At 43.5% G+C, this 11,680-nt stretch carries 13 protein-coding genes; 2 read left to right on the top strand and 11 right to left on the bottom strand.

Annotated elements, in window-relative coordinates:
- Nucleotides 1-123: 123 nt before the first annotated feature.
- The 7 genes from dtd to QWZ13_RS02090 form a co-directional block, all read right to left on the bottom strand.
- Nucleotides 124-561 (bottom strand): D-aminoacyl-tRNA deacylase, encoded by a 438-nt coding sequence (gene dtd, locus QWZ13_RS02120; protein WP_290283246.1) that lies wholly within the window; start codon nt 559-561, stop codon nt 124-126.
- Nucleotides 558-1,526, bottom strand: a complete 969-nt coding sequence (gene pip, locus QWZ13_RS02115; protein WP_290280328.1) for a prolyl aminopeptidase — start codon at nt 1,524-1,526, stop codon at nt 558-560. Before pip ends, dtd begins: the two co-directional genes overlap by 4 nt.
- A gap of 75 nt (nt 1,527-1,601) precedes the next feature.
- Nucleotides 1,602-2,264 carry an SCO family protein gene (locus QWZ13_RS02110; RefSeq protein WP_290280327.1) on the bottom strand — a complete coding sequence of 221 codons (663 nt, stop codon included), beginning with the start codon at nt 2,262-2,264 and terminating at the stop codon, nt 1,602-1,604.
- A 34-nt stretch (nt 2,265-2,298) separates the two neighbouring features.
- Nucleotides 2,299-3,222, bottom strand: a complete 924-nt coding sequence (gene cyoE, locus QWZ13_RS02105; protein WP_290280326.1) for a heme o synthase — start codon at nt 3,220-3,222, stop codon at nt 2,299-2,301.
- The gene (locus QWZ13_RS02100) at nt 3,215-4,231 is read right to left on the bottom strand and encodes a COX15/CtaA family protein (RefSeq protein WP_290280325.1); all 1,017 of its coding nucleotides are present in this window, start codon (nt 4,229-4,231) and stop codon (nt 3,215-3,217) included. The genes cyoE and QWZ13_RS02100 overlap by 8 nt, the downstream gene beginning before the upstream one ends.
- Before the next feature lie 4 nt (nt 4,232-4,235).
- Complete coding sequence (locus QWZ13_RS02095; RefSeq protein ID WP_290280324.1) at nt 4,236-4,877, bottom strand: redox-active disulfide-containing membrane protein; 642 nt, start codon at nt 4,875-4,877, stop codon at nt 4,236-4,238.
- Nucleotides 4,846-5,568 (bottom strand): SURF1 family protein, encoded by a 723-nt coding sequence (locus QWZ13_RS02090; RefSeq protein ID WP_290280323.1) that lies wholly within the window; start codon nt 5,566-5,568, stop codon nt 4,846-4,848. The genes QWZ13_RS02095 and QWZ13_RS02090 overlap by 32 nt, the downstream gene beginning before the upstream one ends.
- On the opposite strand from QWZ13_RS02090, the gene QWZ13_RS02085 reads away from it, so the two are divergent.
- Nucleotides 5,567-5,791 (top strand): DUF2909 family protein, encoded by a 225-nt coding sequence (locus QWZ13_RS02085; RefSeq protein ID WP_216000889.1) that lies wholly within the window; start codon nt 5,567-5,569, stop codon nt 5,789-5,791. The two genes, QWZ13_RS02090 and QWZ13_RS02085, sit on opposite strands and share 2 nt — an antisense overlap.
- Before the next feature lie 19 nt (nt 5,792-5,810).
- On the opposite strand, the gene QWZ13_RS02080 is transcribed toward QWZ13_RS02085, so the two are convergent.
- The 4 genes from QWZ13_RS02080 to coxB are packed head-to-tail and all read right to left on the bottom strand — an operon-like array spanning nt 5,811 to nt 10,110.
- Nucleotides 5,811-6,713 (bottom strand): cytochrome c oxidase subunit 3, encoded by a 903-nt coding sequence (locus QWZ13_RS02080; RefSeq protein WP_216000888.1) that lies wholly within the window; start codon nt 6,711-6,713, stop codon nt 5,811-5,813.
- A gap of 51 nt (nt 6,714-6,764) precedes the next feature.
- Nucleotides 6,765-7,361: a cytochrome c oxidase assembly protein gene (locus tag QWZ13_RS02075; RefSeq protein ID WP_290280322.1), complete on the bottom strand. Its 597-nt coding sequence runs from the start codon at nt 7,359-7,361 to the stop codon at nt 6,765-6,767.
- A 15-nt stretch (nt 7,362-7,376) separates the two neighbouring features.
- A complete protein-coding gene (gene ctaD, locus QWZ13_RS02070; RefSeq protein WP_216000886.1) occupies nt 7,377-8,960 on the bottom strand; it encodes a cytochrome c oxidase subunit I in 1,584 nt (527 codons plus the stop codon).
- 10 nt (nt 8,961-8,970) lie between these two features.
- Nucleotides 8,971-10,110: a cytochrome c oxidase subunit II gene (gene coxB, locus QWZ13_RS02065; protein ID WP_216000885.1), complete on the bottom strand. Its 1,140-nt coding sequence runs from the start codon at nt 10,108-10,110 to the stop codon at nt 8,971-8,973.
- Nucleotides 10,111-10,434: 324 nt separating this feature from the next.
- On the opposite strand from coxB, the gene QWZ13_RS02060 reads away from it, so the two are divergent.
- Nucleotides 10,435-11,673, top strand: coding sequence for an MATE family efflux transporter (locus tag QWZ13_RS02060; RefSeq protein WP_290280321.1), 1,239 nt, complete (start codon nt 10,435-10,437; stop codon nt 11,671-11,673).
- The last annotated feature ends 7 nt before the right edge of the window (nt 11,674-11,680 follow it).

Genomic DNA, 11,680 nt, shown 5'->3' with positions numbered 1-11,680 from the left:
GAGCTCTTCTTTGAAATAGGTCTAAAAAATCACGACTGACTTGTATTAAACTACATTTATTTGTTGCTTTATTGTACTTATACCTCATTTTTGATTAAACAGTCAGCTTTATTTAGATTTTGATTAGTTTTCTAATAAAAACGTCACTGGACCGTCGTTTTGCAGGAAAACCTGCATATCAGCGCCAAATACACCCATTTGTGTATCAGGTCGTTGGTTTTTTATATACTGGCATGCGTAGTCAAAAAGCTCGCGACCTTGTTCTGGGGTAGCCGCGCTTGAAAAGCCGGGTCTTAACCCTTTGTGAGTATCCGCAGATAAGGTAAATTGCGAAACGAGCAAGAGCTGTCCATTTATTTGCTGAACGTTTAGATTCATTTTACCGCTATCATCAGCAAAAATTCGATACTTTAGCAGCTTATCTGAAAGCTTTTTTACAGAGTCTTGGTTGTCATGTGCATCGATGCCAATGAGCACCAACATGCCCTGTGAAATAGCTCCAACCACCTGGCCATCAACTTCTACTCTCGCTTCGACAACTCTTTGAACTAAGGCTTTCATGCTTCTGTTTCTGGCGCTCCTAACTGTTTCGCAAAATCGTTCGTTACGCATATCAGTGCATCTAGCATGGCGTTATCAAACGCTGAATGGCCACCTTCACGTACTATATTTAACTTAGCCAACGGCCAATGTTCGGAAAGTATATAAGCCTGCTCAGGTGGGCAAACCATATCGTATCGTCCGTGCACAATATGGCCAGGAATATCGGCGATCTTGGCTATATTGTCGAGAATTTGGTTCTCATCTAAGAAACATTTATTTTTAAAATAATGGCTTGATATACACGACAGCGCTAAGGCTACATGGGTTGCGGTAAAGTAGTCTTTTGAGCTTTGATTTGGGCGAAATGAACTGTTCGCCGCCTCCCATCGAGCCCACGCTTTAGCGGCGGCAACTCTCGCTAAATCGTTATCGCCTTGTAATATTTGATAGTATTGATCAATAACGTTAGCTTTATCGTTACTTTGCAACGGCTCTAAGAACAGTTGCCACTCTTCAGGAAAAAAGCGCCCTGCGCCATTTTTATAGAGCCAATCTAAATCTTGTTGTCTGCCTAGAAAAACGCCTCTTAATATTAATCCGCAGACATGTTTTGAGAATTGTTGGGCGTAGAGTAAGGCTAATGTTGCGCCAAAACTGCCCCCAAACAACACCCAACGAGAGATGCCTAGATGCTTCCTAAGCACTTCAATGTCGTCCAGAATATGGCTGGGCGTATTATGTTCGATACTGGCATGAGGTGTAGACCGACCGGCACCGCGCTGGTCGAATACGATGATGTTGTAACGCTCTGGGTCAAAGAATCGCCGCATTTTATCTGAGCAACCCGCACCAGGACCACCATGTATCACTAAAACGGGAATTCCTGATTGAGTGCCAGAGCACTCAACGTACAACTGATGACCATCTAAAACTGGCAGCATGGTCGTCATATAAGGTCTAATCTCAGGAAATAGGGCTTTCATGGCTAACCTCCATTTAGCGCTACAGTGTCACATAGAACCCGTTCGGCTGTCGACAGGTTAATTTTTAGTCAGCCTCTAGGCTCCAGACCAAGCGTTCATCATAATCGACAACGCTTCAAACATAGATTGCGGTTTATGCGGTGGTCTTAGTAGAGCGACAAAATGGCCATTTGGGTCAATTACCGCATAGTTGTCACTGTGCGCAACGGTATACCCTTCTCCAGTACCTTCTTGATAAAAAACGGCACTCATCGACGTTGCTATGGCTTGAATGTTATCCAAGTCGCCCGTTAGGCCCGTAAAGGCTTTATTAAAATAAGGTACATAAAGGCTGAGTTTTTCAACGGTATCTCGTGCTGGGTCAACCGTTACCATCCAAAAGTTTATCGAGTCTGCTTCTCCTGTCTCAGTCATTAATCGATGAACAATGTTCATATCGGCCATATTAGTTGGGCAAATGTCAGGGCAATGTGTGTAACCAAAGTTAATTAAATCCCATTGACCTTTAAACTGCTCAATTGAAAAAGTGGCACCTTGATGATCGACCAATGCAACATCAGGAATTAATCTTGGCTTTTCAAACCAAATGACCGAATAACCCGACAACGCCGACTTTACATCTGGTTTTGTTGTTAATACCTGAAGCACAATACCAGCAACAATGCTGGTAATAATAAAAATCAATATACCTACGGTCAGTCGAATGGATTTCTTTTGTGCGGCAGTGCGTGTGCTCATTCTGTAATATCGCTCTGTTATTCGTTTAAGTGGTTTAATTTATGAAAGTAGCTAGCCACGGCCAGGTAAAGTGATCTACCAGCATCATGACAAACAACACCATTAAATAGGTAATTGAATATTTAAACGTACCCCACGCAGCATCTGGTTTCTTGTCATACAACAGCCAAAAACTCCACTGCAAGAATCGCGCACCTAAAATAAGCGCTGAAACGGCATATATTAATCCTAATGAGCCCAATGCAACCGGTAGCATCGAGATAGACAACAACAACCAGCTGTACAGCCAGACTTGGATTTTAGTAAAGGCAATACCGTGGGTTACTGGCATCATAGGAATTTCCGCGCGCGCATAATCATCTCTACGGTGAATGGCTAACGCCCAAAAATGGGGCGGTGTCCATGCAAAGATAATTAAAACCAGCAACAGTGGAAGCCCCATAATGTGTCCAGTAATCGCTGTCCAGCCCAGCAAAGGAGGCATTGCTCCGGCTAAACCACCAATGACAATATTTTGTGGCGTTGCGCGCTTTAAAAACGCCGTATACACCAGCGCATACCCAACCATTGAAAACAAGGTAAGCCAAGCCGTTAACGCATTGGTAAATGCCATGAGCACAACAAAACCAAAGACGGATAGGCTCGTTGCAAAAATAAGACCCGCTTTACGGCTGATACGACCCGTTGCAACTGGGCGTTTGTGGGTTCGAGCCATTTTCTGGTCAATGTGCTCATCAAGAATATGGTTAAAGGCCGCACCAGCACCGGCTAATGCTGCAATCCCTATATTTCCTGCTATTACCGCGAGCCATGGAATCGCGCCGATTGGGGTCAGTGCCATACCAACCCAAACGGTAATTAGCATAACAAACACCACTTTGGGCTTGGTCATTTCAAACAGGTCGGCGAGTATTTCTCGCCAAGAATCGGACGTGGGTGCAATGGCGTGATCAGACATAAACAGGCTCCTTACGGTTGAGCATTACATTCAAAACCGCGAGATAAATAAGTAAAAGTGCACCAAAAAGATTGTGCAGTACCGCAACAGACAGCGGTAATCCAAAATAAACGTTACTGAGCCCTAAGCTAACTTGAATGGCTAATAGCGTGAGCAAACCCATCGCCCATGGCTTCAATCCTCGCATGTATAACACGGCAACTAACATCAAGCTCAGCAAGGTAACAATCATCGCACCAATACGATGCGACAAATGAATAGCTATTTGTGCAGGCAAATCTAAAGAACCACCTTGATAGTTAGGACCTATTGGATGAATAAGATCAAAACCGGTTTTAAAATCTGCTTCTGGCCACCATTGTAACTGACAAGTAGGTAAGTCTGGGCAGGCCATAGCGGCATAGTTCGAGCTGGTCCAGCCGCCTAAAAAGATTTGTATAATGACTGCGAGCAATGTCACCGCAGCCAATCGTTTCGGCTTGAGCGCACGGTTTAACAAAGAAATTTTTGGAAAATTAAGACCACTTAATCGTAAGGTTAAAATGACTAATAAAGTAAAGGTTGTAAACCCACCCAATAAGTGAGCCGTGACCACTTGAGGCAATAATTTCATGGTCACAGTCCAAGCACCGAAAATGCCTTGAATAATGACAAACGCCAATAAAAACAACGGCAGTTTAAATGGCTGATCCGGCAATTTTCGATGCCGAACCGATACTGCGACAATGGCGATGATGATCAACCCTAAACTCGACGCAAAATAGCGATGAACCATTTCTGGCCAAGTTTTATTCAGATCAACCGGAATCTCGGGGTAGGCACTGTTCGCCGCAGCAATCTCACCTTCTGTCGTTGGTGCCCAAATATGACCGTAGCAAGTTGGCCAGTCTGGACAGCCTAACCCTGCGTCGACTAAACGAGTGAATGCACCCAAAACAACGACAACGGAAACCACTATGGTCGCTAATAGAGACAACCCAAAACCGGGTTTTACTTTTCTAAAGCTCATGGCATCACCCTATTGTTGATAATTTCAGTAACTTCTTAATGTCACTGATTTGGGCTTTATAATCATGTTCATCTGTAAAGTAGAGCATGACGTTTCCAAAAGGGTCGGCAATAAACACGGGGTTGTTTAATAACACTTCTTCAGGAACGCGCTCACGCAATTGTTCGCTTAAATCCTGTTGAGTGATTGGCTTTATCGTTAATCGAGGGAAGTTTTGTTTTAACTGGTCACTGTTCGAATTTTCAGTAAGCAACACCCGATCAATACGCGATTCCAGCTTACCCAGTGCTACGTGAATTTGGCGTTGAACGTAGACACGTTCTTCACATTGCTCGGTACAATCGGTAGAAAGTTGAATCATCATCCACTGACGCTCTTCGCTAATGACGGGCTCAGGAAAACCAAAGTCGGTCACGGACAATACCGGCGTCAACAGTACGCCTTTGTTGGTGTGACCATCTGGCATTAACACCCCACTAAAATACAACCAACTAGAAGCGCCCATCACTATAATAGGCGTTAAAAGAATGATGAGTAGCTGCATTTTACTGTATGGAGCACTCTGCGCCGGAGAAACGGCTGAATTCTGTGACACGGTTACATCCTCTAATATTTTATTGTTGTTGCTTTCTAGAAAAGCCAGCATACAAAAACATGCCCAGCAAAGCTATCGACATACCAAACCATTGCAATGAATACCCAAGGTGTTTTTCTACGGTCATGACTGATGGTTGCCAAACACTAGGCCCTACGCCAAAGAGCTCAGAATCTTTTAATTGAGCCAATCCGAGCAATGGCTTTTTAGGGTATAAATTTTCAATCCATTGTTGATTTAGGCTTTGTACCAACCAAACACTTTTACCGTCGTTTAAGGGCGTATTTGTATCGACACCGTACATCGGGTTTTCTGAATCGGGTCGTACAATAATTTCAATAGCTTGGGGTTTTGTCGAAAGCTCAAAGCTAGGCATTTTTTCGCGAGTATTTAGCCCAGCGACCCACCCAGAAGAAACCAACCAGCGTCCTTGCTTGGTTTCAAAGAACAACCAAACCTCGTAACCCGCCTGCCCATTCAGCGTTCGGTTATCCATATAAAAGGTTGGCAGCTCGGTAAACTGCCCTGCTATTTTAAAGGATTGATAAGGTGATGGGTTGGTCGAGGCTTCAAATTGGCTGGCCGATGAATTAACCTGCTCAGCTAAGATCGATTTTTCGTGTGCTCTATTTAACTGCCAAAAACCCAAGGTTAAGAATAAACAAAAAAATACCGTAAAAAACACCGTTAATAACTTACCGGGCTTAAACCGCTTTAATACAACTATGACAGGTACTTTCATGTATAAATTTATTCTCGTGATTTTAATCATTGCCATGTTAGTGTCACTTGCGGCTTCACTAAAAGCTCTTTTTAAAGAGCAAGGTCAAGCGCATGGAAAATCAAAGACTCTCAACTGGCTAACCATTCGAGTGACTCTAGCTGTGGCTATTGGCGTCGTTGTGGCAATTGGTTTTTTTACTGGGGAGTTGACGATTGGAGCACCCTGGACAGGCAAATACTAAGCCTGTCCAGAGTGTTTATTTATACGATATAAACAAATACAAATAACATGACCCACACAACATCAACAAAGTGCCAATACCATGCGGTCGCTTCAAAGCCAAAATGATCGTCCGGTTCAAAGTGACCTTTAAAGCCACGAATCATTTGTACAATCAGCATAAAAGTACCAATGGTAACGTGGGCACCGTGGAAGCCGGTCAACATAAAGAAGGTTGACCCATATATTCCTGATTGCAGTGTTAGCCCTAGATGCGTGTAAGCCTCAATGTATTCTTCAATTTGGAAGAATAAAAAGGTTAAACCCAATGCCACGGTTATGGCCATCCAAATGTTTAATTGCTTACGCTTACGTGCGCGCAATGCATGGTGAGCAAACGTTAGGGTAATACTAGATGTTATTAATAGAATCGTGTTCAACAGAGGTAAATGCCAAGCATTGATTACTTCTGTAGGTGGCGTAAACAAACTGTTGTCGGGGTTACTCAACATAGGCCAGCTGTAGCTAAAGCCTTCATAAAGGTAATTTGTAACACCCTTGGCGCCTTCGCCTCCAATCCAAGGACCAACAAAGTTACGAATGTAAAAAAGCCCACCGAAGAATGCAGCAAAAAACATCACTTCAGAGAAAATAAACCAGCCCATTCCCCAAACGTAGGAGTGTTTAAGCTGCTTATTTACTAAACCGGCTTGGTTTTCCTTTATCGTGGCTGCAAACCAAAGATAAAGCACAAAGGCTAATGCAATAAATCCGGCTAATAGTATCCACTGGGCATTCGATTCAATGCCCTTTGACATATCATTGAATAAACTGCCCGCACCAAAAACGGTAAGGAACATTGCAAATGCGGTCCATACCGGCAATCGTGATTGCGTTGGAACATAATAATGATCATGTTCTGTATGTTGACTGGATGAGGTCATGTTGCTCTCCAATTGTTTTTATTGTGTTTGATGTACTCTTAATCGAACAACCTAGTTGGTTGCTTGATCACTGTTGTTAATGGTCTTTTGTTCAGCAAGTTGTGCGCTTTCGGTAATATCAAAGAGTGAATAGGTTAAGCTGATCGTTTTTACCCACTCCGGTAAATCGGGGTCTATTTGAAAAACCAACCCCATATCGACCTCTTCACCAGCCGCCAATGGCTGAGAATTAAAACAAAAGCACTCAGTTTTTAAAAAATAATTGGTTGCATCAAAAGGCGATAAACTCGGAACCGCTTGAGCCACCATATCTCGCTGACTGGTATTTTTAGCGTAGTAGAAAATAGACGTTTGCTCACCAGGGTAAGCAATTATTTCCGTTTCTACTGGCTTAAACTTCCAGGGCATACTGGCGTTATTCATTGCTAAAAACTGAACTTTGATTGGGCGATCGTAATCAACCTCGAACGATCGTGCTTCGACCTCCTCAAATGTGCTGCCGGTAATACCAGTCCATTCACATATCAGGTAATACATCGGTCGAAGTACGAAGTACACAAACAGAACCATCCCGATAACCACCAGCACTGAGCTGATGACCACCTTTTTATGAGATATTGGCTGATCTGTCTGTGTATGTTCAGTCATAGCAATAACGTCTTCTTAATCTACTTTAGGTGGCGTAGAAAAAGTATGGAACGGCGCTGGAGATGGTACAGTCCACTCAAGCCCTTCCGCACCTTCCCAAGGTTTCGCTGGCGCTTTCTTACCTGCCATAATCGTATTGATCACGATGTACAGGAATAAGATCTGGCTCGCACCAAACAAGAACGCACCCACACTCGACACCATGTTGAAATCGGCAAACTGCACGGCATAGTCCGGAATTCGACGTGGCATACCGGCCAAGCCAATAAAGTGTTGTGGGAAGAACGTTAAGTTAACGCCCACAAAACTCAACCAAAAGTGAACCTTACCTAATGTCTCGTTGTACATTTTGCCTGACCACTTAGGTAACCAGTAATAGGCAGCCGCCATAATTGAGAATACAGCGCCCGGAACAAGAACATAGTGGAAGTGAGCAACAACAAAGTAAGTATCGTGATACTGGAAATCTGCAGGAGCCACCGCAAGCATCAACCCTGAGAAGCCACCAATGGTAAACAACACCACGAAGGCGATTGAGAACAGCATCGGAGTTTCAAATGTGATCGAACCACGGAACATAGTGGTGACCCAGTTAAATACCTTCACACCTGTCGGAATCGAGATCAACATGGTGGCGGCCATAAAGAACAATTCACCGGCAAATGGGATACCAACGGTAAACATGTGGTGAGCCCAAACAATGAAACTCAATAAAGCAATCGACGCAGTGGCGTATACCATAGACGCATAGCCAAATAGTGGCTTACGCGAGAAGGTTGGAATGATAGCGGAAACCACACCAAAGGCCGGTAAAATCATGATGTACACTTCTGGGTGACCAAAGAACCAGAATAAATGCTGGAACAATACAGGTGAACCACCCCCAGCGGCATTAAAGAAAGAGGTGCCGAAGTGAATATCCATCAACATCATCGTAACCACGCCAGCCAACACTGGCATTACCGCGATCAACAAGAACGCCGTGATTAACCACGTCCACACGAATAATGGCATCTTCATCCAAGTCATACCTGGAGCGCGCATATTCAAAATGGTCGCAACAACGTTAATTGCCCCCATAATTGAGCTCGCACCCATAATATGAACCGCAAAAATAAAGAAGGTTACACTTGGAGGCGCATACGTTGTCGATAATGGCGCGTAAAAGGTCCAACCAAAGTTAGGTGCGCCGCCTTCCATAAACAACGTGCTGGCCAACATGGCAAACGCAAAAGGAAGAATCCAAAAACTCAAGTTATTCATGCGTGGTAACGCCATATCTGGCGCACCAATCATGAGTGGGATCATCCAGTTAGCTAAACCCACAAACGCTGGCATGACTGCACCAAATACCATCACCAAACCATGCATGGTAGTCATTTGGTTGAAAAACTCAGGTTGAACTAATTGCAAACCCGGCTGAAATAATTCAGCACGGATGACCATTGCAAAAGCACCACCTAAAATAAACATAGCAAAACTGAACCATAGATACAGTGTGCCGATGTCTTTGTGGTTGGTAGAATATAACCAGCGGCCTATACCTTTAGCCGGGCCATGATGTTCATGATCATCGTGATGATCGGTAACTGCTGTCATAACAAATCTCCTATTGACCCGAATTAAAGTTGAGAACGTCTACTGGCGTAACCATATCGCCCATGTCATTGCCCCACGCATTTCGCTCGTAGGTAATAACCGCAGCTAGATCTACTTCGCTCAATTGTGCGCCAAAGGCTGACATGGCTGGGTTCTTCGCAGACCCATTAATCACTACATCTAAATGATCAAATACCGCGCCGGTGGCAATTGGGCTGCCTTTTAAGCCAGGGAATACACCCGGTACACCTTCGCCATTGGCTTGGTGACAAGAGGCACAGTTCTTCTGGTAAACCGATTCACCCAAGGTCATGAGTTCATCAAAGGTCCAATCTTTTTGTGTTAACTCAGCCAATTTACGGGCTTCTTCTTTCTTGCCCGCTAACCACTCATCAAATTCAGCTTGAGGCTTTGCAATTACTACTACTGGCATAAAGCCATGATCTTTACCGCACAGCTCAGTGCACTGGCCACGGTAAGTGCCTGGCTCATTAATAATGGTCCAGCTTTCATTCACAATACCTGGAATTGCATCTTTCTTAACGGCTAACTGCGGTACCCACCAGCTGTGAATTACATCAGCCGACGACAACACAAAGCGAACTTTCGTGCCGACAGGTAAAACCAATGGCTCATCAACTTCAAGTAAGTAGTTTTCTGACTTCTCTTGTAAGTTATTAATCTGATCTTGAGGCGTAGTTAACGTTGAGAAGAAACTCACTTGTTCATCTGGGTTTTCATCCAAATAGGTATAACGCCACTTCCATTGATAACCAACAACTTCTACCGTCATAGAGGAGTCTTCAAAATCGTACATTTTTTCCAATGTAAAGAAGGCTCGAACACCAATGGCAACAATGATGATGGTTGGAATAATGGTCCAAAGTAATTCTACTTTTGTACTTTCATGGAAATTAGAGGCAACGGCCCCTTTTGATTTTCTGTGTTTGAACATTGCGTAGAACATGACACCAAACACCAGTATGCCAATGACAACGCAGACCCAAAACGTCAGCATGTGCAGACCATACACATCCGCACTTATGTCTGTGACACCTCGTGGCATATTTAATTCCCAGTCGGCATGCGCGAGAGAACTCAACGCAAAGACCAGTAGTGCCACTGTTCTAACAAGCAGCTTAAACGGCATAATTCACCCCTGTTTATTGTTATTTTTGGTCATCAAAGGATTCAATTAACTCAATTGAATAAGTTTTCTTAGAATCCTTATAGAAACCGATGAAATCCTTACACCCTTAGTATAAACAGTGTTAATTTAAACACCCAAGAGGGTTTTTAGATCAAAAAACCATCAGCCGATGTATATTTGTGAGAAAATCTATATAAATCAGTCACTTAAAGTTGATCTATGTCATTAAAAATATTTAATTTTTTCGCAAATATTTTTGCAAAAGAGGAAAAAACAGCACTTTTTAAAAGCTGGTCGCTAGCGTGGCCAGTTATATTGGCGAATATGTCTATGCCATTATTAGGGTTAACCGATGCGGCGATACTCGGCCACCTCGACAACAGCCTCTATTTAGCTGGTGTAACTGCGGGCCTGGCACTCATGGCTTATGTATTTGGCGGTTTTAATTTTCTGGCCATGGGTTTATCGGGGTTTACATCGCAACTCCTTGGTCAGAAAAATTACACCGAGTTAAAACTGACGTTGTATCGCTACCTAGCTTTAGCGCTTTTCTTAATCGTATCGTTCATTTTGTTTTCGCCGCTTTTCATCAAAGTAGGGCTAACGTTTATAAACCCGCCAGCGGTCGTCGCAGAACAAGCCCAACTGTATTTAAGTATCCGAATGTTTGGCGTCCCGGCATTAGTGTTAAATTCTTTATTGCTGGGCTTTTTTATTGGCATGCAAAACACAAAGATTGGCTTACAAACAGTCGCCGTAAGCCAAGTGGCAAATATCGGCTTAAACCTATGGTTCGTTTATGGGCTGGGCATGACAATTGATGGTATTGCTTGGGGTACAGTCATCAGTGAGTACCTTGGCCTAAGTTTAATATTGTGGCGATTGTGGCGAACTTTTCAGTCAACGTCTTTAAAAAACGCGAAAGTTAGTTCATTTAGCATTAAATGGCAGGCTTTTAAACCAATCTTCGAAGTCAGTTCCCATATCTTTGTTCGTACCTTTATTTTACTGACCAGTTTTTTATGGTTCAGTCGAATTAGTGCAGATTTAGGAGCGTCTACACTTGCAGCCAATGGGTTACTGCTGCAGTTTTTCTACTTTATTTCGCATTTTTTAGACGGCACTGCCGCTGCCGCAGAGGCTCAAACGGGTCATGCTATTGGTCGTAACAATAAGCCACTCAAAAGGTTAGTGTTTAAAACCACATTCTTATTAACGGTTGGATTTATGCTCACCATGAGCGCTTTTTTTGGTGTGTTCGGCAGCCATTTTGTGGCATTGCTGAATAGCCAGCCAGATGTGCTTATCGAAGCCAATCAAGTCATCTGGCTCATTGCGTGGCTACCGATCACGGGTGGATTAGCATTTTGGTTAGACGGTATATTCATTGGTGCACGAGAATCAAAAGCCATGCGTAACAGCGTGGTCTTTGGCTTTTTAAGCTTTTTTGGCATCAGTTGGTTTTTAATCGAGTCCAACACAGGGTTGTGGTTGAGCTTTCATTGTATGTTTATGGTGCGGTCACTTTGGTTATTGACCGTATTCTTCCGGCGTGTCTATTAACCTTAAA

The sequence above is a fragment of the Reinekea marina genome (assembly GCF_030409715.1).
In the GTDB taxonomy this organism is placed as follows: Bacteria; Pseudomonadota; Gammaproteobacteria; order Pseudomonadales; family Natronospirillaceae; genus Reinekea; species Reinekea marina.
Note: the sequence above shows the minus strand (reverse complement) of the source record. Positions and strands in the feature narration are given on the sequence as shown.

Excerpts from the sequence above, each read along its gene's own strand:
- QWZ13_RS02085 (WP_216000889.1), top strand. The coding sequence starts at position 5,567 with ATGTATAAATTTATTCTCGTGATTTTAATCATTGCCATGTTAGTGTCA.
- dtd (WP_290283246.1), bottom strand. The coding sequence starts at position 561 with ATGAAAGCCTTAGTTCAAAGAGTTGTCGAAGCGAGAGTAGAAGTTGAT.
- QWZ13_RS02075 (WP_290280322.1), bottom strand. The coding sequence starts at position 7,361 with ATGACTGAACATACACAGACAGATCAGCCAATATCTCATAAAAAGGTG.
- ctaD (WP_216000886.1), bottom strand. The coding sequence starts at position 8,960 with ATGACAGCAGTTACCGATCATCACGATGATCATGAACATCATGGCCCG.
- QWZ13_RS02110 (WP_290280327.1), bottom strand. The coding sequence starts at position 2,264 with ATGAGCACACGCACTGCCGCACAAAAGAAATCCATTCGACTGACCGTA.
- QWZ13_RS02090 (WP_290280323.1), bottom strand. The coding sequence starts at position 5,568 with ATGAAAGTACCTGTCATAGTTGTATTAAAGCGGTTTAAGCCCGGTAAG.
- QWZ13_RS02060 (WP_290280321.1), top strand. The coding sequence starts at position 10,435 with ATGTCTATGCCATTATTAGGGTTAACCGATGCGGCGATACTCGGCCAC.
- coxB (WP_216000885.1), bottom strand. The coding sequence starts at position 10,110 with ATGCCGTTTAAGCTGCTTGTTAGAACAGTGGCACTACTGGTCTTTGCG.
- pip (WP_290280328.1), bottom strand. The coding sequence starts at position 1,526 with ATGAAAGCCCTATTTCCTGAGATTAGACCTTATATGACGACCATGCTG.
- cyoE (WP_290280326.1), bottom strand. The coding sequence starts at position 3,222 with ATGTCTGATCACGCCATTGCACCCACGTCCGATTCTTGGCGAGAAATA.
- QWZ13_RS02100 (WP_290280325.1), bottom strand. The coding sequence starts at position 4,231 with ATGAGCTTTAGAAAAGTAAAACCCGGTTTTGGGTTGTCTCTATTAGCG.
- QWZ13_RS02080 (WP_216000888.1), bottom strand. The coding sequence starts at position 6,713 with ATGACCTCATCCAGTCAACATACAGAACATGATCATTATTATGTTCCA.
- QWZ13_RS02095 (WP_290280324.1), bottom strand. The coding sequence starts at position 4,877 with ATGCTGGCTTTTCTAGAAAGCAACAACAATAAAATATTAGAGGATGTA.